This window comes from Pseudoalteromonas spongiae UST010723-006 (assembly GCF_000238255.3).
In the GTDB taxonomy this organism is placed as follows: domain Bacteria; phylum Pseudomonadota; class Gammaproteobacteria; order Enterobacterales; family Alteromonadaceae; genus Pseudoalteromonas; species Pseudoalteromonas spongiae.
In genome coordinates, this window is record NZ_CP011039.1 from 2,062,370 (window position 1) to 2,084,111 (window position 21,742).

Sequence of the window (21,742 nt, forward strand, 5' to 3'; positions counted from 1 at the left end):
AATATCATCCATATCTAATTGGATTTCAGGTTCTTTCTCTTCTTCGCTTTCAGTTACTTCAGACTCTAGTTCATCATTACTTAGCTCATCCATAATAGCATCGACATCAGCTACATCAGGCTCTTCCTGACTGAGCGGCTCTTGCTCTTCTGGAATATCTAGTTCAATTTCACTATCGCTTTCTGCTATTTCGTCAATCGCCACATCATCGCTATCAGCGCCTGTGTCAAAATCTTGCGCTAGAATCGCATCAATATCGTCAGCATCTGCTAATTCGTCGTCTGCGCTATCATTATTTAAATCTGGCACGAGGTCATCTGAATCACTTTCATCTAGCAAATCATCATCAAGTGCATCACCTAGTAGACCGTCAAGCTCATCTTGATCTAGCAGCGAGTTAGTTTCTTCGAGCGCAGGCTCTTCATCTTCGTAGAGCAAGTCTTCAGGTTCGCCCAATGTATCGTCTAGATCATCATCAAGTGCAACAACATCATCGTCTAGTGCATCGTCAAAGCTTTGATCAAGCACATCATCAAATGGGTCGTCTAATCCTTGGTCTAAACCTGAACTTAAATCATCGTCTACTGTGTTATCTGCCAGAACGTCATCTAACCCATCGCTTAAATCATCATCTAACGTATCGTTTACGATAGGGTCTGGTACCTTTGACATTGGTGTATCAAAAATAGGTTCTTCAGGTTCAACTTTATTTGCACGCGATTTAAACCAATAAATTGCGCCGCCAACAATTAAAAACCCAGGAATAAGTGCAAGCACGACTAACAGCAGTGGGTTATTTGTCAAATTTTGTAAACTAAATGATTCTGCCTCAGCCTTGGCCTTGGCTTCTTGTTCTGCAAGAATGCGATGCTGGTCAGCAAGTAGCGCTTTTAATTCGTCTAGTGTTTGTCTATCGCTGTCTAATTGACCGCGAATATGCTCAAGTTCAGTTGATAAGCTGGTAACTTGCTTTTTCAGGTTTTCATTTTCGTTAAGAATTGCCTCAACGTTATCAACCGATGATTTAAATTCGTCTTTAAGCTGCTCTAACTTCTCATTTTGTGCTTCTTTTGCCTGCTTAATTTCGTCACTTAGTTCTTTTTTAGCAACGATTACATCTTCTTTTTTCGCCTGCTCTGCTTGCTTTGCAACAACGTCGATTTCGGTTTGAGTAAGTTCGCCTTTAACCTTTTTATCCCAAAGTTTGTCATCTAGCTCTGAACGCTCTTGGGCAAAGCCTGCATTAATGCTTCGGATCTCGCGCATTGATGGCATTGCTAAATAAGCGCCAGGGCGCAAGTGATTAATATTATTATCGAGGAAAGAATTGGGGTTTTTCTGATAAATCGCTTGCATTACCTGATAAATCGTAACCGAGTTATCAGGTCTTAATTTAGTTGCGATACGCCATAGCGTGTCTGAATCGCGAATTGGTCCATAACGTTTCCCCTGTTCACCGATATCTACGTTTTTCGGTCCGCGGATGCGAGTGCTGTCGGCAAAAAGGTCGAATGATAGGGTCGATGCACCTAGCAACACTGCCGAAAATAAAATTATCGCTTTTGAAGAAAAGAAGCTGCGCATGGGTTTCCTTTAATATTAACTCTGAGAAGTTTATATGTTCTTGAACACGGTGCTCGAACATCAAACTTATGCAAAGTTTGCACCATTTTTATAGTTTCCTAGCTGTAACATCTTAAAATAGTGCGACTCTTTTTATAATTTTCAGCGTAAAACTATAAACCAGAAAACACTGAATATCCATTAATTAGCATTAGTAAAGTAACTGGCGGGATTACATTATCTCAGTATTTGAACATGCCGCTTTAAACTGAAACTCAATAAGTTACGAATAATGCCAAACAATTACGGTGGTATAATTGTTTGGCATCAAAGAAATGACAATTATAGGTATTGTTCGATTAACAACTCTGCGATTTGTACACTATTTGTTGCCGCACCTTTACGTGTGTTATCAGATACAACCCACAAATTTAATCCATGTGGATGGCTAATATCTTGACGTACACGGCCAACATATACCGCGTCATTGCCGCTCGCATCTGTCACCGGTGTTGGGTAGTCTTGCTCGTCTTCGATATATTCTACGCCTGGCGCATCGTTTAACAACTGCTTCACATGTTCAACATCTACCGGCATACGCGTTTCTAAGTGAATCGCTTCTGCATGACCATAAAATACAGGTACGCGCACAGCCGTTGGGTTAACCATTACACTGCTATCGCCGAATATTTTCTGCGTTTCCCACACCATTTTCATCTCTTCACGGGTGTAGCCATTATCTTCAAACGAATCAATTTGTGGGATCACATTAAACGCGATTTGCTTAGGAAATACGTCGTTTTCAAGTGGACGCGCATTCATTAGGTTTGCTGTTTGTTTTGCTAACTCATCAACCGCTTTTTTACCACCACCTGAAACAGACTGATAAGTAGTTACGTTAATACGATCAATACCATAGGCATCATAAATCGGCTTTAGTGCCACCATCATTTGAATAGTTGAACAGTTCGGGTTAGCAATAATATTGCGATTTCTAAAGTCACTCAGTGCTTCAGGGTTAACCTCAGGCACAACTAACGGCACATCGTAGTCGTAACGAAAATGTGAGGTATTGTCGATAACCACACACCCTGCTTCTGCTGCAATTGGCGCATATTTTTCCGAAACGCTGCCACCCGCTGAGAACAGGGCAATATGGGCATTAGCAAAATCGAAGGTCTCAACATCAATCACTTCAATGTCTTCGCCTGCAAACTTAATATCTTCGCCTGCACTGCGCTCTGATGCCAATAAATACAGCGTATCAATTGGAAACTTACGCTCTTCTAGTGTTTCGATAATTTGACGGCCTACTAGGCCCGTTGCACCTAAAACGGCAACATTGAATTTTTGTGACATGTTATTCCTCAATCACGTTAAAGCCCAGTTGGCTTAAACGTTTTGCATTTGCAGTTGAACTGCATTTTACCGTTAAAGTGCTAAATTCGCGACGTCCCGGATAGTTTTTTCTTAAACTATCGAATCCTTCACTATTTAAGCCGTTTTTTAATAAGCCATAATCGCGGCGCGCATCATACACGCTATGCACTAACTGACAAATATTTGCATCGCTAAACGTTGTGCCTAAATGTACCGCCATAAACTCAGGTTGAGGGAGAAAATCTGCCATTTTGTGCGTTGTTGGTTTACCGAGTTGCTGACAAACTGCTTGATACAACATATCCGTTCCACCAGCTTTACCCTCAAGGCTGTGACCGGCAATATGCACTGAGCCAATACGTGTGTATGGCAGTAAGGCTTGTTCAATATTCGGCTCATTCTCCCAGACATCCAACACTAACGATAATCCACCGCCCGCTTGCATAAAGTTGAGCAATGCGGAGTTATCAATGACATCACCGCGACATGAGTTCACCACAATCGCATTTGATTTTAACTTGGCTAAATTGCCTTGGTTAAGTAAATGTTTTGTTTTATGAATGCCTTCTTTTACTAATGGCACATGAAAGCTCAAGATATCAGCTTTCTCAATCACTGTATCAAGTGACACACCTTCGCTTAGCTCGCCGGCAGCTTGCTTTGGCGGATCGCACAAAAGTAACTTACAGCCCAAAGCTTCAAGTTTAACCGCAAGGCGGCTACCAATATTGCCTACCCCAATAATACCGACCGTTTTATCACGTAAGCTAAAATCATCTTCTTGCGCAAGCGCGAGTAGGCTTGATATGACATACTCGGCCACAGCCGTTGCATTGCAACCCGGTGCGCTGGAAAACGCGATACCTTTTTGCTGTAACAGCGTTTGATCAACGTGATCAGTGCCTATAGTTGCAGTGCCAACAAATTTCAGTTTGTTTGCATGCGCTAATAAATTGGCATCAACTTTGGTAATTGAACGTACCAATAGAATATCAGTATCAATAAGTTGTTGGGGATCTAGCTCACGACCGGCAAATCGAGTGATTTCACCGAATTCTGAAAAAAACTCTTCGACCAAAGGCATATTTTGGTCTGCAAGAATGCGCATACTTGTCCTATTAAGGCAAACGGGTGATACGCTATTTTAACGGGAATAAAAAAGCCACTCAATCACTTAAGTGGCTTTTCTTAGATTCATTTAGCGATAACTAAAACGTTCGCTAATTAACCCTTGTATTTTTGCATTACAAGCGTTGCGTTTGTGCCGCCAAAACCGAAGCTGTTTGACATCACAGTGTTAAGCTCGGTTTCACGCGCTTCTTTTACGATATCTAAACCTTCAGCTTGCTCATCTAATTCATCGATGTTGATAGATGGTGCAACAAAGTTATTTTGTAGCATTAGAATTGAGTAAATCGCTTCGTGTACACCAGCGGCGCCCAGAGCGTGACCTGTCATTGCTTTTGTCGCACTGATTGCAGGTGATTTACCACCAAACACTTCTTGAATTGCGCCAAGCTCTTTTACATCACCTACCGGTGTTGATGTACCGTGCGTGTTTAGGTAATCCACTTCACCTTCAACCGTGGCAAGCGCCTGTTGCATACAACGAACTGCTCCTTCACCTGATGGTGCAACCATGTCGTAACCGTCTGACGTTGCGCCGTAACCTACGATTTCACCGTAGATTTTCGCACCACGCGCAAGCGCGTGCTCTAATTCTTCAACAACAACGATACCGCCACCGCCAGAAATAACAAAACCATCACGATTTGCGTCATAAGTACGTGAAGCAAGCTCAGGAGTTTCATTATACTTCGTTGATAATGCACCCATCGCGTCAAATTCCATTGCTAATGTCCAGTGAAGTTCTTCACCGCCACCAGCAAAAATAACATCTTGTTTGCCTAACTGGATTTGCTCAACCGCGTTACCAATACAGTGTGCTGACGTTGCACATGCTGAACTGATTGAGTAGTTAACACCTTTAATTTTAAACGGTGTTGCTAAACATGCTGACGTAGTTGATGCCATAGTACGCGGTACCATGTATGGACCTACGCGCTTAACACCTTTTTCACGAAGAATATCAGCAGCTTCAACTTGATACTTAGATGAACCACCACCTGAACCTACAATAATGCCCGTACGCGGGTTAGAAACTTGCTCTTCATTTAGGCCAGCATCTTCAATTGCTTGTTGCATTGAGATATATGAATACGCTGCTGCGTCACCCATAAAACGGAATGCTTTACGATCAACATGCTCTTTCGGGTCAAGATCAATGCTACCGCTCACATTTGAACGTAATTTTAAATCTGCAAACTCTTGATTGAATGTGATGCCTGAACGGCCTGCTTTTAATGATTCAAGTACTTCTTCTTGATTATTACCGATACTTGAAACAATACCGATACCCGTAATTACGGCTCTTTTCATGGATAAACCTTTTCTACAAAGATAATTGTGCTCTATTCTACGTGTTATTTACAAAAAACTGGTCTAATCTCAGCGTACACGTGTTTCGAATTTACAGTATTTTAACTTTAACTGCTAAATAAATAAGACTTAATTGTTCTAAATCAAGTTTAACCGCCCCCCTATATCTCGTACAATAGCGCTACGTTAAGTTTGTTTTAAATAATTATGATCCGCCACGCAAAAATTGAGTTTAATGAATCAGGCACACCGGTCGCACAAGACTTCGATGATGTGTATTTTTCGAACGATAACGGCTTGTTAGAGTCAGATTATGTGTTTTTTCAACAAAACAATATTGCTTCGCGTTGGCAACATCATCCTAGAAGGCACTTTGTTATTGCTGAAACGGGGTTTGGTACAGGGCTAAATTTTTTAAACACCTGGCAGCGGTTTAACCAAGATAGCGACAAATCAGTTGAACAACTGCATTTTATTAGCTTTGAAAAATTCCCGCTTGAACAATCAGCGCTGCAACAAGCGCTTGCTGCTTGGCCAGAGTTAACAAGCTTAAGTGAGCAACTTGTCGCAAGTTATCCAACTGCCATTGCAGGCTGTCATCGTTTAGAGTTTGATCAAGGTCGCGTTATATTGGATTTGTGGTTTGGCGATATTCAAGACACCCTGCCACAGCTTTGTTACGGTGAAAACGGCATTGTCGATGCCTGGTACCTTGATGGTTTTGCCCCCAGTAAAAACCCTGATATGTGGCAACAGTCGTTATTTGATGGCATGGCCAACCTGGGGCGTAGCGACTGTACCTTTGCCACTTTTACCGCCGCCGGCTTTGTACGCCGAGGCCTTGCCGATGCGGGCTTTAGCGTAAAAAAAGTAAAAGGTTACGGCCGTAAACGTGAAATGGTGGTTGGCACATTAGAAAAAGCAAATCAAAGCAGTACACAACCAGCCTATTTTGAGCGTAGCACGCAATCACTTGAAAAAGTTGCAATTATTGGCGGCGGCATTGCCACTGCAACCTTAGCTTACAGCTTTGCAAAACGGGGCATAGCTTGCGATATTTTTTGTAAAGATGATGCACTCGCAAAAGGTGCGTCGCATAATCACCAAGGCGCTGTTTACCCAAATCTACAAGCTGATTTTAATGCCATAAGCGAGTTTTTTGCTCATAGCTTTTATTATGCTAAACGTGTTTATCAGCAAATACATGATGATGGCTATCACTATCCACACGATTGGTGCGGTGTACTATTACATGGCATCAGCGACAGTAAAGTAGAGATTCAACAACGTCTTATAGAAAAAAGCGCGTGGCCAAGTTCTTTAATTCGCGGTGTATCAGCACAACAAGCAAACGATATTGCCGGTTTTGAGGCTAACTTTTCTGGCTTATTTATTAGTGAAGCTGGCTGGGTAAAACCACCGGCATTAGTAAACGCTATTTTCGCTGCGAGTAATAGTTATACATCACATAATATCGTTTTTAACACCGAAATTAGCGATATTGTAAAAACACAAAATGGCTATCAACTTATTGATTCAAACAATCAAAGTGTTGGAGAGTTTAGCCAAGTGTTCATCACCTGCGGTGAGTTAACTACCCGTTTTTCACAAACCCAAGTACTGCCATTTAGCCCTGTACGTGGTCAAGTTACCCGCGTTATGGCAAACGGCTTATCGCAAAAACTAAAAACCGTGCTGTGTCATAAAGGGTATTTCACTCCCCAGTTAGATAACACTCACTGTATGGGCGCAACGTTCGAAAAACATAGTATGAGTCGAGAGATTAGTAGTAGCGACAACTTAATTAATTTAAATCAATTGCGCTCGTTTTATCCCGAGCAGTTGGGGATCACCGAAGAATCAATACTCGATGCTAAAGCCGCTATTCGCTGCACAACTCCAGATCATCAACCAATCGTTGGTGAAGTTCCCGATGAAGACACATTGTTAAACAACTTTGCGCCACTGAGAAACGGCAAACATTACGACTTTGCAACTAATGCTAACCCAAATAACGGTTTATTTGTGTTTTCCGGCTTAGGTGCGCGCGGGCTATGTACAGCGCCACTCGCTGCGGAGATGTTAGTAGCGGCACTTTGTGACGAACCATTGCCTGTGCCAACCCATATCAGTGAAATGCTACATCCTAATCGCTTTATTGTGCGCGATTTAAAACGCAACAAGCGATAAAAAAACGATAAAAAAAGCCGCATAGTTTGCACTATGCGGCTTTTTTGAGAGTTAATTTCGGGAAATTAACGACAACCTGGCGTATTAAAGTCGACAACAATCGACGCACCACTTGCAGTACCTGAGACTTTTACATAACCCCAATACTCGCTTTGGTTGGTGATGTAAATACACTCACCATTACCCACATTTTGTGATGATGCATCTACACTACCAGCACTTGGCCAACCGCCATTACGATATTCTAGATTAATGTCACCAGAACCATTTGACGTAGTAATAGCTACACTTGTTGCACCACTTACATCCGCAATGCTTAACCAAATTGGTTCTTGTTCCGCAAGACACATTACATCGCCATCGTATAAACGACCGCCACCACTTGGGCCCTCTGTTGCACATGCATTTGGTACATTAAAACCACCGCCACTTTGTACTGTGTAGTTAGCTTTTAGTTGTGTATCAAAATTAGCATAGCCGTAAACCATTACGTGATAAGTGCCTGCTTGTGGCTGTGCGATAGTACAACGCTCACTATTACCGCCAACATATGGACGACAGTCATAGCTTTCCATTGTTGGTGCATCACCAAACTTCACATATAAGTCACCATCACCCGAACCACCATTTAAAGTAATTTCTAAATCACTGGCGTTTGCAGGTACGTTTACAACAAAGCGTTTCTCATCGCCGGTGTTACCCGTTACCTGCTGCGCTACGCCGTTTTGTAGCTCATTACCAACTGGTGGCTGTGTACCTGTCACTGTTGCTGTAGTTGACACGCTAGCACTTGCACCTTCTGAATCAGTCACAGTAAGTGTTACTGCATAGTCTGCCGCGGTTGCGTAACTGTGGCTTGGGTTAGCTTCTGAACTTGTTGTGCCATCGCCAAAGTCCCAGCTGTATGACGCGATACTTGATTCTTCATCATAAGAGCCATTGCTCGTAAACGAAATTAACTCGCCCACTTCGCCACTGTATGGACCATTAATTACCGCCACAGGTGCTTTATTTTGTGGTGGGTTTGTATCACCGTTAGCAAGTGCTTGTGTCCACTGCGTAAACTCAGCATCATAGTTTGTTGCCCAAGTATTGATACGTGATTTATACCCTGCCCAATCACCTGAACGTGTTGACGCTAACATTTGGTTTAGTTCATCGCGATGATTTTCGAACATAAAGCGAACTGCCAAGTAACCCCAACGGTAAATACGATCTTGGTCAAAACCATCGTATGTTGTTTCAAATACCGTACCTAAGCTGTAAGTCGAACCATCTTTAATGGTATCAATTGCCGCAGGGTTATCGTTTTCGTTTGCAATGTACTCTGCAACACCTTCGCTCCACCACACAATTGCTTCTGTTGGTGCGTTAAAGCCGCCGTACAAATCAAAACGACCATCAAGATAATGTACATACTCGTGCTCTAAGTTCCATACAAAGTGGTCGGCATTCGCATAGCTTGCTTCATACGCAACAAAGTTTGGAATGTTACCCGGTGTTGATGGGTTACCTTCTAAGTACATACCACCGTTATTAGTGTTAATACCAAAAATAACACCCGCATATTTACCGTAGTCGTCACTTGAGTCAAAAATATTCACTTGTAGCTGGCTGTTCACGTCGTCAGCAACCGGTGTGTTATTGGTTTGCAATTGACCGTGGAAATACGTTTCTTCATAACCCATTTTGCTACACGCAGCTTGATGCTGCGCGCTAGTCATATTTTGTGAACGAATTTTAATCGTGCTACTACAGGTATACGTTTGTGATAACACTTGGGATTCAAGTTGCTCTTCAAATCCACAAATATTATAAGTATCACAGCTGCCGTGGTAACCCGCTGTATCTGCCGCACCTAACCATACCGAATCGCCATACCCATACATTTGGTAATCAGTGAAAATACGATTTAACGCTGCATCAACAGCTGTTTGAATAGTACCTGGGTATTGTTTTAATCGACCTAATTCACGTGCTGCATTTGCAATCATAAATTCAGCATCAGAGTCGATCATATACGTGCTTGTTGTAAACTTTGCAAGTGCACTTACCAAATCATTCGCTGAACCCACTTTATTTTTAAATTCAGTATTCCATTGCCCACGGAATAAAATTGTAAATACGCCGTTTACCGCACTACGCATATTCCACTTGCCTGCGTAACTTGCATTCCAACGGTTTAGCCATTCAACAACCACTGGTAAATACACATCTTGCTGCTCAGAGCTATCCATTGTGATAAGTACTTCTGAAAGTGTCTTACCGTGCGCATCATTGTCATCATAAAAATGGCTATTATTTACAAATGCATCAATGGCATTCTTAACAGCTGGTTTTACCCAAGACGCAAACGTTACTTGGTCGTTGTAAAACTCCACATAATAACCGGCACGCAGATACAAAAATAATGCCTCGATATCGTTATCACCACCGCCTTGATAGCTATCAGCAAGGTTTTTAACGTGATTCGCTACTGCGTACATATTATTTGAATCGTACGCCGCAACTTGAATGTTACTCGCTGCACCAAATAGTTCATTAACACAAGTTGTACCCTGCGATTTAATTTCGCTAATTAGCTGGGTTGAGTTGCTCGTTGCTAAAGCGTTCACATCACACGTTGCCGCAACTGCTTGCTGCATACTTTGTGATTTAAGCGTATGAACGTGTTTATGTGCGTGATCGAAAGTGTGCGTTGATTGTTGAGTGGTTACCGCAGTAGGCGCGTTGTCCATGCGCTTAGACTCAACACCATGATGGTGAACCTTAGGTTGATTTTGTGAAATAGGCGCGCTGGCTGCAAACGCACTTTGACCATAACTTAATGTGGCAAGCACTAACGCCAATTTTGTAAGTTTCATTGTTTATTTCCAATTGTTGTTGTCATAATTTTTCGATAAAACCAGTATCGAGTTTCGTTGCTGAACGACATATTGAACCGGTAAAACATGGATTCAATATACTGTATACAATATATTAACTTTTGTTCTAAATATAGGGGCAAACTAACAGTTTTTTTGATAATGCATATTTTTCAATTGGTTATATTGTAAAAATGCGAAAATTGTATTAGAAAATCACGCTATATTTGCAATAGTTACTTTGAGATGAAGTGTTGGCAGGTTTAATTGCACTAAAAACAACAGTTATTCAGGCTTACATTGCCCTAGCGCAAAGCGACAAAACAAATAAGCGCTAAACTTAATATTAAGTTCACTAATAAGTTAATAGTTATGACAAAAACAATTGCAGAGTTAATGACGTGTGACGTGCTATCAATTGAACTAGACAATACGATGGCTGATGTTCACCAAATGATGAAAGATCATAATATTCGCCATATTCCTGTTTTAGAGAATGGCCTTTTTTACGGTATGGTGACACAAAAAAGTGTGCTTGCTAAAACCATGTATTTACTAGACAAATACGGCGTAAATGCGTTAAATAGAAGGGAAAAGCAAGTACCTGTTTCAGAGCTAGTGGATAAAGACGTGGTTTTTGCCAACGCGACAATGCCATTGACCGAGGCGGCACGCTTTTTCTTAAACAATCGGCACGGATGTTTGCCTGTCGTAGACGACAACAACCAGTTGCAAGGAATAGTTACCTCATCCGATTTCGTTAGACTATCCTTAACACTATTAGAAAGTAAACCCACAAATGGGTGATCAGGAGTGATAAAATGAAGAAGTTATGTTGCAGTATCGCACTGGGCGTTTTAATGAGCTTTAGCTTTGCGGCGCAAGCAAATATTGACGACGTACCCCTTCCGAACGATTTTCAAGTACGTATGGCACTTGAAGACGATTACCCTATGATCATCTCCGGTTTTGTAAAACAAGACTTAGATTCTGTAATGGCGTTTTATCGCAATACCTTAGGTGAGCCAGAAACCATCACAGAAGACATTGGCCGCTATACATATTTTTATACGGTTTCGGGTAAACGCGTTAAGATTGGTTTTTACCAGCAAGAAAGTTGGTGTGAAGTAAGTATTATGATGACGAAATAACTTCGTCATCATAATTTAGAAACCGTCTTAACAGACTTATCTGCTAAAGACCGCTAAACCTTTTCTATTTGAATAACTACCCGACGGTTTTTGCCACGGCCAATAATGGTGTTATTGGTTGCAACATGGCGTTTTTCGCCAAACCCTTGCGTAACAATTTTCTCTGCTGCTATGCCCTTTTCAGTCATGTAGCTTTTAATTGCATCGGCACGCTTTTCAGAAAGTTGTTGGTTAATATAACGACCACCGTATGAATCGGTATAGGCATTAATTACCACCGAATCAATATTAGGATCGTTCTCCAAATATAACCCTATTTTCTCTAAACGCTTTTTCGAATCGCGCGTTAACTCGCTGCTATTCGACTCATATCGCATCACTGTATACGCAATATCATCAAAGCTAAATGGCAATAGCGCATCGCGACACTCTAAAAAGCTTAAGTAATTACGACGAAAATTAACCGACGACAATTCAACTTTGATCTTGTCTTGGCTGTTATGCCAATCCTGATAATAAAACGTAGGGACATTACCTTTTTCAAGTTCGGTTAGCAGTAACCAAGATGCTTTTGAATCTAGCTCTGTGTCAAACTGCTTCAACAAATTAGCATCAAATAAGCTACGCGCAGGATTACCCGCTTTCCAAATAGGTGGCACTGACAGCACATCAGCAACATCGTACCCTTCTGGCTTAATAAGCATATCTAAGGTGAAATGCAGCGGTTTATCTTTACTCGCAGTCGCTAAAAACCGCGCCTTACCAAAGCGCGGAATATTATGTTCTAACTGACAACTTAAACGTGATGCTTCAGGGGTATTCCAAATTGCATTGCTTTCAGCTGCGCCGTAACTACGTAGCGCCGCATTGGCAGAAAACACAGCACCCATCGACAGACCAACGAACAAACACTGTACTTGCTTTTTTACTCGCACTGAGGTCTCCTAAATCTGATAAACGCTTGGTTAAATTAAAACACCGCTGCAACAAGCAACACCCTATTAAAATTTAAGCAATAAATATACCTAAATCAAACGTCCTTTCGTAATATTTTACTGGTCAGCAACAACCTAATTTTGACATAATACGCGGCCTTAATAAGCACTGAAAGTAAGTATATGTCTCAAGCTGAAGCACCAACAACTTTATTTGCCAAGCGTTTTCGCGGTTTCTTTCCTGTAGTTATCGACGTCGAGACCGCAGGCTTTAATAATAAAACCGATGCATTGTTAGAAATTGCTGTCAGCCTACTAAAAATGGACGATTCAGGCGAACTAAGTATCGACAAAACAGTGCATTTTCACGTAGAACCGTTTGAGGGTGCCAATATTGAGCAATCAGCTATCGAATTTAATGGCATTGACCCATTTTCGCCCTTGCGTGGCGCGGTAAAAGAAGACGAAGCAATAAAAGAAATCTGTAAAGCTGTGCGCAAAGCACAAAAAGCAGCAGGTTGTCAGCGCAGTGTTGTAGTAGCGCATAATGCGGCCTTTGATCACGGCTTCTTAAATGCCGCAATTGAGCGCAATAATATTAAGCGCACACCGTTTCACCCATTTGTGAGTTTTGATACAACCACCCTGGCTGGCTTAGCAGTTGGTCAAACAGTGCTTGCAAAAGCATGTCGCGCCGCAGGCATTGAATTCGATAACAGCCAAGCCCACAGTGCTCTGTACGACACCGAGCGCACCGCCGAGCTTTATTGTTACATCGTAAATAAATGGCAAGCCTTAGGTGGCTGGCCAATGCCAAACGATTCTGAGCAATTAGGTGAGTAACGGCGGGGTTTATTACCACCGTTACTTTTGATACATGGATTTATGCACTAAGCAGCTTTTGGCTGCGCGTGTTAAATGACACGTTTAGTGCTTTGATTGCGCTGAAATAATGCTTTTCAGCGCGTCATGTGCTTTCTCATTGTTAAATAAGATGTCTTGTATCGCGTGTTTTAGCGAGTCTGATAATTCGGCTCTTTCGATATACACATACACATCTTCTACCGAATAACTTTGCCCTTCGTTTACATTCATAATTTCAAGCCAAAGCTCAAAACCATTTTTATTCAACGCGTTAACTAACACTTCAAAAAATACCCGACCACATGGATAATTTGCACCAATTGATGGCGTTGACTCCAGATGTGAAAGCGCAGTTTGTTTAACCCCTTCTAAACACTCTTTTTGTTGCTGCTGTAAAAAGTACTCAAAATGCGATTGTGGCATTAAGCCTGAATGCACCATTGCGCGATAGGCAAAAAAGTCAGCTGAGCCCTCGTACAGCCAAATCGGTGTACCATCTGATGGTTGCCAAAAATGTGCATTCCAAAGGTGTAACGCTTCATGTGCTAGGGTTAAATAAATTGTTCGTTGGTATTTACTAGAGTGCTGGACTGCATCTTGCCCTGATATCTCAAACATAATTTGATTTGATAGTGCGCTACCCAAAAAGCCAATGTATGGCGCATTGCTATTAGCGTTAATCAAGAATATAACGTCGCGGTTTAAAGGGGAATTAAACTGTTGGCTAAAATAACCCATAAATTTAGCGCTGTTTTGCTCAAGCTGCACTTTAAACTCATTTGGCAAATTTGGCTCAATAACGAAAGAAACACCATGATTAGAGGCATTTGACGGTGAAGTTAGACTAACAAACTGCGCTAAATTCAACGACGATATGTTATTAATGGTGAGCGTTCGCTGATTTTGCTCATTTTTCATCTTTGCTGTTATATTAAATGTCACACTTAGCGCATCGCGTGTTATTAATTCATCCGCTACTTTCAATGAATGTGGCACAAAATAGTCAGCATAAAACGCGCCGTTGTTAGAAAAGTTAATAAACGGCGCATTAAATCTAAGGTCACTCACATCAAAACCATCGGAAACTTCAAGCATTAAAATGTCATTAGGATTAGTTAGCTGAATTGTGCTGTGATCTTTAACCACCGCTTTGCCTTTAAGCGCAAAATGATTAGTCAGGAAATGAGGTGGTAAGTGTGAAAAATCTAACGTTTGAGTAAATTTAGGCAATTGATAACTTACTTGCCACACGTTGCTACCAATCCGTTTTTCAACATTAATCGACAGCGCTATTTTACTCTGTGCAACCGCATTCATTGCGATACACATCAAACATATTATTATTGTTTTACTGATACTCATTGAAAACCTCCATTATTTCAATCAGCTGCATTGTATAGCGCTAGGCAATATTAACAAGTAAGCAATCCCTGCCAACTCACTTTCAAATCAACATTCGTTTAAATTTAAAGCGATTAAACCATTTAAATACAGTTAATTGTGCTTTGCCCTTGTTTAACATAAAAACTAAGCGTTATAATCGTGCCAACTGAGTATGATTCAGATGAAACAAATTCAGGGGCTGATTAGGATTCGACGGGATTCATGAAGCCTAAGGTGCATGTCGAGGTGCGGCTGGCCTCGTAAAAAAGCCGTATTTAAAGTAATCGCAAACGACGATTCTTACGCTCTAGCGGCTTAATTCCCGCTAGCACTTCACTCAAGTATGCTTGTGGACTGAGATTCGAAGTGTCACCCTACACAAGATCGCTACGGAAACCCTGGCCGGGGTTGAAGGGCTAAATTGAAGCGGCCTCGCCTTTACTTATCGTGTTCGTCCGAGATTTAAAGGTTAACCAAAAGACGATACTAAACATGTAGGACCGAAGGTCGACGCTTTTCGGACGGGGGTTCAAATCCCCCCAGCTCCACCAATAGCACAGACAAAGCCGCTTTTTAGCGGCTTTTCTTTATCTGAAATTAATTATAAATCAATAGATTAAACACGGAATGTTATGGTTACTAACAAACTTCTTGCTGTTGAGAGCATTAGGGGTATTGCCTGCCTAATTGTTGTATTTTCGCACCTTTCTTTGACATTTTTTCCAATATTACACTCCGGAAATACTGACTTTCAGTTATACCCCTTTCAAAGCTATTTATACGATTTACCATTTGGATTTTTATATTCTGGGTTATCCGCTGTCTTTGTATTTTTCGTGCTCAGTGGTTTCATTCTTACAAAAGTATTAACTGATAACTATTCAGATACAAGATTAAAAAAAGCATGCTTAAAAAGATATCCAAGGCTTATGCTGCCTGCTTTGCTATCATGCGTGTTGGCATACTTGGTAATTTCTTCATTTGAAATGAATCATCCAAGTTTAACTGATTGGATTAATACTTTCGGTAACTTTGACGGTTCACTATTAGGTGCTTTTTATAATGGTGCTATAGATGTGTTTTTCTTATCAGGTAAAAGCCTATACAACCCTGTTTTATGGACTATGAAAATTGAACTAATCGGTTCTTTCCTAGTGTTTCTGCTTATATACCTTTTCAATAGATTCAATAAGTCATATTTCTCAATTTTACTATTGTTTGTTATATTAATTTTGACAGTCACTAAGATGCTCAACCCATTATTAGGGCTGGGGCTGGCAGGATTTATAATTGGCTTTATCTTCTGTATCCACGGCAGGATTATCAATTTCAAATATTCAATACTGCTTCTAGTCACAGGTTTATATCTTGCGGGAGCTCATAACGGTAGTTCTTCCTATTTTATATTCACACAAATTATTGGCGGAAAAACTTATAACCTATGTAACTTTATTTCAGGTATTTTAATCGTTTACGCTATTTTATTTAATAATGAGCTAAATAATTTCTTTTCTGGCAAAGTTGGCGTTTTTCTTGGAAAAATTTCGTTTTCTATATACCTAATTCATTTACCTATTTTGTATGTTCTTGGCGTATATTTTTTCTCATACATTTACGCTGTATCAGAAAACTATACCCTAGCATCAATTTTAGCTTCAATTGTAACAATTACAGTTTCAATTATATTAGCCATCCCATTTCATAAATTTGTTGATAAAAAAGCTATGACGTTTAGTAATTGGATTGTCAATAGAAACAGCAATTTAAATAAAAGTTCATTTAAAGCTAGCAAACAATCTATGTAACACCAAATGTACCACCAACGAAATAAAAATAAGAAATAGTCATTTAATAACAAAAGCTTAAGGTGTTAGTTAAGATAACCCCAGTACCCAATATAAAAAGCCTGTGCATTGCACAGGCTTTTTTGTTTTTTATGGCTTTTTAAACACAAGTCTGATTTCCGTAATATATTGGCAATATCATTTGGCTTTAGCGATGCTAAGTAAATGTTATTACGCCCATACACAAACTAGCAATATATAAAGTTTGATTATTATTTATTTGTATAACAAACACTTTTGCAGGCATTTATCTCTGTGGTAGCATTTTTGTTCCCATAATAAAAACTTAATTATTTACTGTTCAAAGCAAGAAAAAGGATATTTGTATGCCGATAGATAGCGAAGCGGCGCCACTTGCCGGCCACCCTTTGATAGGAATTGAGGTTGAAGGCGTTGGTAGTGTTTCATCTCGATGGAACAATGAAGATATTATTCAAGCAGCCAATTTTCATGATGTATTTAAGCGTACACCCTTGGTACGCTCCCGAAGTTTTGCAAACTTCAGAGGTGTATATATTACACCTGAAGATTCTGATAATTTTGGCAAATCAAGTCCTGCTGAACTTGTTTCTAAACCTCACCGTATTAATGATCTGAATTTGTTGCGATTACGCAACTCAGTGTGGAAAGCATTAGGACCTCGAGGGGTTAGAACAGGACAAAACACCTTTAATTACGGGGGTAACCGCACCACAGAAAATCGCTGGGGTAAATTTCGCCCCAGCAGTATTGGTGGTAGCCTACAAACCACTGTGGGTGTTGGTGTGCACCGCTTGCTAAGTAACAATGCTAATCGCCGAGAAAACTGTATAAAAATGCTCGTAGGAGATAGAAGAAAGCAGCGAATAGTTATCGCGATTGCAGAAGCCGCAGTTACCGCTCAACAGGAATTATTTGCAGCAGGTGCAGCGCTTTGGCACCACCGCAATATTCCTCAAATACAAATTGAAGGTTTGCGTTTATCACTATTTCTAGCATTCATAAATGTTGCGCTCACTCAATCAAACAGATTGGGTGGCGGCGGAAGTGGCTGGGCAAAAGATGCTTTGGGTGCAAACTTTAAGGGCTTTTCTTCTTTTATAGGAACGGGCACAAATAACAGTAATGGTATTTTAAAATTAGGTGCTCGAGCCATGACTTATAACGACTCTGATTTGCTCGCTAGAATCAGAGCTGTGCGAGGTAACGGCACAATCACACAAGCAATTAACGATCATGTAAATAACACAAATAACCAATTGTTATCGTTAATTGGGCAAAAAGGCTTGTCAATTCAAACAGCAGTAGAACAATGGAATGCCATTCCTAATATTACTCATAATGGACACCTTTACACTGTGGTTGAATGCCGTGAAAAAACTTCAAAGGTAAATATAAATATGTGCACTTTCCTTAACGCTGAAAAGAAAGATGTTCTGGAAACGAGTCGCTCTGGATTAAGCCACGCAAGAACATTCAGAACGTCTATTCGTAATCACTTAGGTCACCCTTAAATACTAAGTTGTGGTTTATCTGGTACGTACAATAGATAAACCGCTCCTCCCCCTTTCAATACCACCTAGTTAACACGTTAGCGCGTTTAGTCTCAACTAACCAGATTCGGGTTTTTCTTTTTTTCATCCGCTAATCTTGGCTTAAAACTCCCACCGCAATTCGGGCATACGTTTTAAAGTACCTTTTCTACACATGTTTTACAAAACGTGCACTCATAACGGCATATCATTGCATCGGTTGATGTTGGCAAAAGCGTTTTGTTACAACACTCGCAGTTTGGTTTAAGTTTTAACATTATTGCTCCTTATGTTGGTTAATTAACTTAAGCACTTCGAGCAATACGGTATCTTTACCGTTTTGATAGTCTTGCCAAGTTGGTGTTATTTGATTATCGGGATAGATGGCATCTGTTGGCTCTTTTGCAAAGGCGTAATAGCGCTTTGATAAACCCAGCTTTCGTTTTGAGTTAGGTAAAGTAAAACGATAACTTTCTGCATAATGATTTGGGTCGCCCCCAGTTGGCGTGCCAACAATTTTTGCGTTTAAAATCTGCTGATATTGCACCGTATTACTCATGGCCGCTGAAAATGTTTGGCCATCGGTGAGTACATAAACTCCGTGTTGCCAATCAAATTGGTCAAGGGGTAATAAGCAAGATGAAAATGCAAGTCCCGTATAAAAATTACCTCCACCGTTTCCTCTAAAATCAATCACTAAATACCGCGATTGCGCACTTTTGAGCTCTGTTTGTAACGCCGTGCAATTATCAACAACCTGTTCAAATTTGGGGTATGATTTAAACGCAAAATAGGCGATGTTCTTTTTGTTAAAATAACTTAATCTAATGCCCGGCATCGCAATATCTGTATTTTGCAACTGTGGCGTTGTTTGCGAAAAAGCTGAACTTAATTGGCCAAACTCCCCCATTGAAACAGGCAGTATCTCTTTTTCAATCACTTGGCCATCGTGCCAGAACTCAAACTTTGTAGGCTCTCCCTCTTTTACAATATTTAATCCCAGCAACAACTTATGCAGCGTTAGGTAATATTCAAAACTCGTTTTTGCACTAAATTGGTTATCCACACCAGGTAATAACGGTGAAACAATGTTAAATAGTTCGCTCACGCTTTTACCATTTATTGCTTTTAACTCTGTGCCTCGTAGCGATCGATAAGCGTTTGTTGTATCTACTACGCGCAATGTGCCTTCAAAAAATTTATAGCGAAGCGGAAAATGCTGATGCGGCCCAGACATCATAAAGTAGTTACTATGACCATCCCCCAAAGCACCGGTTATTGCCATAAGGCGTGCTTCTAATTCTACTTCACTGAGGTTCGCTAAATCATTTTTTAAGTCTCTAAGTCGCTTATTAAATTCAGTTTCTGGCAAGGTATGAAATGGATTGATATGCTTTGTTTTAACTTCATTTTGATAAAAGTCGATATCTTCTAACCACAGTTTTTGCTGCTTTGTTGTTAAATTGGCTGCGTTTAAATTAAACGATACAACAACCAGCATCGCTATAATCAATCGTGCTCTCATTGCCCTTCTCCTAGCAGCACTTCATCTTGAATGAACATGCTTTTGGTAATTGATGAAGAATGACGTGTACCATTTAAATAATGGGAAGGAGAAACACCAAACTGTTTGGTAAAGGCGCGGCGAAAACTATCGTAATTATTAAAACCCAGCTTGCTTGAGATTAGTTGTAAATTGCTGTTTTCTTTAGATAACAAATCCCGTGCATGGTTGAGTTTTAGAGTACGAAAGTAGTGGCTCGGCGTGCAGTTAAGGTGCAATTTAAACAACCGCGTAAGCTGTCTTTCACTTAAACTGCAATACTCTGCCATGCGCGAAACTGAAATTGCATTATTAAGCTGTGTTGCTAGCCAGTCGATAAGTGGCGAAAGTTTTAAACTGTCACCCGATTGCAGCGCAAGCACATCGGAATATTGCTGCTGTGATCCTGCACGCTGTAAATATACAACCAAATCTTTCGCGACTTTTGCCGCCATACTGTTGCCGTAATCTTCACGAATAATCGCAAGGGCAAGATCCACACCCGATAACACGCCAGCTGATGACCAAATAGTGTGGTCGCGAATAAAGAGTGGCTCTGGTGTTACAATTTTATTGGGATGATGTTTGGCTAAACTAGCTGCATGACGCCAATGGGTTGTCAGCGTTAACGCTTTTTCTTGAAAGAGTTGGGCCAAAATAAAAGCGCCCGTGCAAATGCTAAATACGCGCTTTGCTTTTAACGCTATTTTTTTAAGCGCTACAAGTTCAATGTGACTAAGCGCAAGTGTACGCATGCCTGTACCACCACAAATAATCAAATCATCCAGTTCAAAGTCATCTTCTAGCGTAAAATCAACGCTCACTTTTTGATGATATGCCGTTTGTACGTCCTCACCATTTATGCCCAATAACTTACAACCGTAAGCGCCGCGTTTAAAACTATTGGTTTCCATAAACGCTTCAAGCGGGCCAAATAAGTCGAGCGCCTGAAATCCATTTGCAATAAAGTAAACTTGTTTAATCGTCATGTGTGTTCCTCCACGCGCTCATCATACCCTGCTTAAAATGTCATTTAATACATTAAAACGACATAATCAGACATTTGAGTATTTAATTTAGAGGCTAAAACATGTAAAAAAAAGCCTGTGCGATACACAGGCTTTTTGTTGCTTTTAAAATTTAAGCACAGGCTTAAAAGAAATAAATCGCGATATCGACAGCAATTAAAATAATAATCACCCACTCTAAAAACGCAGAATGCTTGTGGTTTTGCTCGGTACTCAACATATCAACTAAGTTGTGAATGGTGTCGAGCTTCTTTTGCAAAATATGTATACGTGGCAATAAATCTAAATATTTGCTGAGCTGCTGATAAACCCCTTCTAAATTTGGGTTATCCCAAAAGAACTCGGGCGTATCGAGCAAATTAAAGTGCAAATTAATATCGGTGCTGGTTTTAAACAAGGTACCACGTAACTTTGCTAATTCTTTTCGGGTTAAAGGCACCTTGCCAGTTTGCGCAAGCTGCTGAGATAAATATGCATTTTCGCTAATTACCGCTTGAGCTTGCTCTTCAAAAAACTCAAGCTTCGCCGACTGCGCTAGCGCATGACTAAGCGCCAACTTAGTCATATCATCTGAGTTTTCTAAAAATAGGCAGTCATTTTTAATATAAAACTCACTGCTTTCGCCTTCACAGTATATGTAATGATCAATACTTGGGCGTTTAAGAGGTGCAATAATTACATCATCTAACTGTTGTATTAATTGCTCAAGCTCTAAAGGTGTAAAATCCCAACACACCAAAACCGCATAATCAAATAACCAAGCTTGTTTTGTTTCAAGCCTAATACCATAGGCATCGCGAATTTTGATTACATTTGACTGTGCTAAAAAATTTTCATCCACTTTGAGTGTATCAAGCGAATGTCCTAAAAAGCTTATCGTTAGCCGATGTTCGTTGTGCGCTAGTTCACGCATGTAGTCGCTCCGAGTAAAACCAGTTAACCGCAATTCTTGGTCACCAATTTGCTTTTGGTTTATAGCCTGTAACTCGTTAAAAATAAATTATTTTAATGCGCTTTTTCACAACATAATAATTGTCGATACGACAA

The 21,742-nt window shown here is 40.5% G+C and carries 16 protein-coding genes, 1 other RNA gene and 1 pseudogene; 7 read left to right on the top strand and 11 right to left on the bottom strand.

Going from position 1 to position 21,742, the window contains the following annotated elements; all coding sequences use genetic code 11:
* Positions 1-1,209 precede the first annotated feature (1,209 nt).
* From PSPO_RS22030 to fabB, 4 genes and pseudogenes are all read right to left on the bottom strand, one after another.
* Positions 1,210-1,584: pseudogene (locus PSPO_RS22030) on the bottom strand (FimV/HubP family polar landmark protein); the annotation flags it as partial.
* A gap of 321 nt (positions 1,585-1,905) precedes the next feature.
* On the bottom strand, positions 1,906-2,922 hold the full coding sequence (locus PSPO_RS09635) for an aspartate-semialdehyde dehydrogenase (protein WP_010559655.1): 1,017 nt from the start codon (positions 2,920-2,922) through the stop codon (positions 1,906-1,908).
* Position 2,923: 1 nt separating this feature from the next.
* Positions 2,924-4,051 (bottom strand): 4-phosphoerythronate dehydrogenase, encoded by a 1,128-nt coding sequence (locus PSPO_RS09640; RefSeq protein ID WP_010559654.1) that lies wholly within the window; start codon positions 4,049-4,051, stop codon positions 2,924-2,926.
* A 116-nt stretch (positions 4,052-4,167) separates the two neighbouring features.
* Positions 4,168-5,382 (bottom strand): beta-ketoacyl-ACP synthase I, encoded by a 1,215-nt coding sequence (fabB, locus tag PSPO_RS09645; protein ID WP_010559653.1) that lies wholly within the window; start codon positions 5,380-5,382, stop codon positions 4,168-4,170.
* A gap of 207 nt (positions 5,383-5,589) precedes the next feature.
* Here fabB and mnmC point away from each other — a divergent pair, with 207 nt between their 5' ends.
* Positions 5,590-7,572, top strand: a complete 1,983-nt coding sequence (gene mnmC / locus PSPO_RS09650) for a bifunctional tRNA (5-methylaminomethyl-2-thiouridine)(34)-methyltransferase MnmC2/FAD-dependent 5-carboxymethylaminomethyl-2-thiouridine(34) oxidoreductase MnmC1 (protein ID WP_010559652.1) — start codon at positions 5,590-5,592, stop codon at positions 7,570-7,572.
* A gap of 65 nt (positions 7,573-7,637) precedes the next feature.
* Here mnmC and PSPO_RS09655 read toward each other — a convergent pair whose 3' ends face one another.
* Positions 7,638-10,436 carry a collagenase gene (locus PSPO_RS09655; RefSeq protein WP_010559651.1) on the bottom strand — a complete coding sequence of 933 codons (2,799 nt, stop codon included), beginning with the start codon at positions 10,434-10,436 and terminating at the stop codon, positions 7,638-7,640.
* 372 nt (positions 10,437-10,808) lie between these two features.
* On the opposite strand from PSPO_RS09655, the gene PSPO_RS09660 reads away from it, so the two are divergent.
* Entirely contained in the window at positions 10,809-11,243 is a 435-nt protein-coding gene (locus PSPO_RS09660) for a CBS domain-containing protein (RefSeq protein WP_010559650.1), read from the top strand.
* Between the two features lie 14 nt (positions 11,244-11,257).
* A complete protein-coding gene (locus tag PSPO_RS09665) occupies positions 11,258-11,587 on the top strand; it encodes a hypothetical protein (protein ID WP_010559649.1) in 330 nt (109 codons plus the stop codon).
* Between the two features lie 53 nt (positions 11,588-11,640).
* Here PSPO_RS09665 and PSPO_RS09670 read toward each other — a convergent pair whose 3' ends face one another.
* Positions 11,641-12,477, bottom strand: a complete 837-nt coding sequence (locus tag PSPO_RS09670; protein ID WP_084616552.1) for a flagellar protein MotY — start codon at positions 12,475-12,477, stop codon at positions 11,641-11,643.
* A gap of 228 nt (positions 12,478-12,705) precedes the next feature.
* Here PSPO_RS09670 and rnt point away from each other — a divergent pair, with 228 nt between their 5' ends.
* On the top strand, positions 12,706-13,365 hold the full coding sequence (gene rnt, locus PSPO_RS09675) for a ribonuclease T (protein ID WP_010559647.1): 660 nt from the start codon (positions 12,706-12,708) through the stop codon (positions 13,363-13,365).
* A gap of 84 nt (positions 13,366-13,449) precedes the next feature.
* On the opposite strand, the gene PSPO_RS09680 is transcribed toward rnt, so the two are convergent.
* Positions 13,450-14,748 (bottom strand): M61 metallopeptidase family protein, encoded by a 1,299-nt coding sequence (locus tag PSPO_RS09680; protein WP_148665238.1) that lies wholly within the window; start codon positions 14,746-14,748, stop codon positions 13,450-13,452.
* A 216-nt stretch (positions 14,749-14,964) separates the two neighbouring features.
* Here PSPO_RS09680 and ssrA point away from each other — a divergent pair.
* The 3 genes from ssrA to PSPO_RS09695 all read left to right on the top strand — a co-directional run bounded on the left by ssrA (position 14,965) and on the right by PSPO_RS09695 (position 18,106).
* Positions 14,965-15,320, top strand: a transfer-messenger RNA (tmRNA) gene (ssrA, locus tag PSPO_RS09685).
* Between the two features lie 81 nt (positions 15,321-15,401).
* Positions 15,402-16,574 (top strand): acyltransferase family protein, encoded by a 1,173-nt coding sequence (locus tag PSPO_RS09690; RefSeq protein ID WP_010559645.1) that lies wholly within the window; start codon positions 15,402-15,404, stop codon positions 16,572-16,574.
* 365 nt (positions 16,575-16,939) lie between these two features.
* Complete coding sequence (locus PSPO_RS09695; RefSeq protein WP_010559644.1) at positions 16,940-18,106, top strand: hypothetical protein; 1,167 nt, start codon at positions 16,940-16,942, stop codon at positions 18,104-18,106.
* A 173-nt stretch (positions 18,107-18,279) separates the two neighbouring features.
* On the opposite strand, the gene PSPO_RS09700 is transcribed toward PSPO_RS09695, so the two are convergent.
* From PSPO_RS09700 to PSPO_RS09715, 4 genes are all read right to left on the bottom strand, one after another.
* Positions 18,280-18,402: a DUF1272 domain-containing protein gene (locus PSPO_RS09700; RefSeq protein WP_010559643.1), complete on the bottom strand. Its 123-nt coding sequence runs from the start codon at positions 18,400-18,402 to the stop codon at positions 18,280-18,282.
* Positions 18,402-19,649, bottom strand: coding sequence for a S41 family peptidase (locus tag PSPO_RS09705; protein WP_010559642.1), 1,248 nt, complete (start codon positions 19,647-19,649; stop codon positions 18,402-18,404). Before PSPO_RS09705 ends, PSPO_RS09700 begins: the two co-directional genes overlap by 1 nt.
* Positions 19,646-20,656: a GlxA family transcriptional regulator gene (locus PSPO_RS09710; RefSeq protein WP_010559641.1), complete on the bottom strand. Its 1,011-nt coding sequence runs from the start codon at positions 20,654-20,656 to the stop codon at positions 19,646-19,648. The genes PSPO_RS09705 and PSPO_RS09710 overlap by 4 nt, the downstream gene beginning before the upstream one ends.
* Positions 20,657-20,819: 163 nt before the next feature.
* Entirely contained in the window at positions 20,820-21,608 is a 789-nt protein-coding gene (locus PSPO_RS09715; protein ID WP_010559640.1) for an RMD1 family protein, read from the bottom strand.
* Positions 21,609-21,742 lie beyond the last annotated feature (134 nt).

Coding starts and splice junctions, on each gene's coding strand:
- PSPO_RS09635 (WP_010559655.1), bottom strand. CDS start 2,922: ATGTCACAAAAATTCAATGTTGCCGTTTTAGGTGCAACGGGCCTAGTA.
- PSPO_RS09640 (WP_010559654.1), bottom strand. CDS start 4,051: ATGCGCATTCTTGCAGACCAAAATATGCCTTTGGTCGAAGAGTTTTTT.
- fabB (WP_010559653.1), bottom strand. CDS start 5,382: ATGAAAAGAGCCGTAATTACGGGTATCGGTATTGTTTCAAGTATCGGT.
- mnmC (WP_010559652.1), top strand. CDS start 5,590: ATGATCCGCCACGCAAAAATTGAGTTTAATGAATCAGGCACACCGGTC.
- PSPO_RS09655 (WP_010559651.1), bottom strand. CDS start 10,436: ATGAAACTTACAAAATTGGCGTTAGTGCTTGCCACATTAAGTTATGGT.
- PSPO_RS09660 (WP_010559650.1), top strand. CDS start 10,809: ATGACAAAAACAATTGCAGAGTTAATGACGTGTGACGTGCTATCAATT.
- PSPO_RS09665 (WP_010559649.1), top strand. CDS start 11,258: ATGAAGAAGTTATGTTGCAGTATCGCACTGGGCGTTTTAATGAGCTTT.
- PSPO_RS09670 (WP_084616552.1), bottom strand. CDS start 12,477: ATGGGTGCTGTGTTTTCTGCCAATGCGGCGCTACGTAGTTACGGCGCA.
- rnt (WP_010559647.1), top strand. CDS start 12,706: ATGTCTCAAGCTGAAGCACCAACAACTTTATTTGCCAAGCGTTTTCGC.
- PSPO_RS09680 (WP_148665238.1), bottom strand. CDS start 14,748: ATGAGTATCAGTAAAACAATAATAATATGTTTGATGTGTATCGCAATG.
- PSPO_RS09690 (WP_010559645.1), top strand. CDS start 15,402: ATGGTTACTAACAAACTTCTTGCTGTTGAGAGCATTAGGGGTATTGCC.
- PSPO_RS09695 (WP_010559644.1), top strand. CDS start 16,940: ATGCCGATAGATAGCGAAGCGGCGCCACTTGCCGGCCACCCTTTGATA.
- PSPO_RS09700 (WP_010559643.1), bottom strand. CDS start 18,402: ATGTTAAAACTTAAACCAAACTGCGAGTGTTGTAACAAAACGCTTTTG.
- PSPO_RS09705 (WP_010559642.1), bottom strand. CDS start 19,649: ATGAGAGCACGATTGATTATAGCGATGCTGGTTGTTGTATCGTTTAAT.
- PSPO_RS09710 (WP_010559641.1), bottom strand. CDS start 20,656: ATGACGATTAAACAAGTTTACTTTATTGCAAATGGATTTCAGGCGCTC.
- PSPO_RS09715 (WP_010559640.1), bottom strand. CDS start 21,608: ATGCGTGAACTAGCGCACAACGAACATCGGCTAACGATAAGCTTTTTA.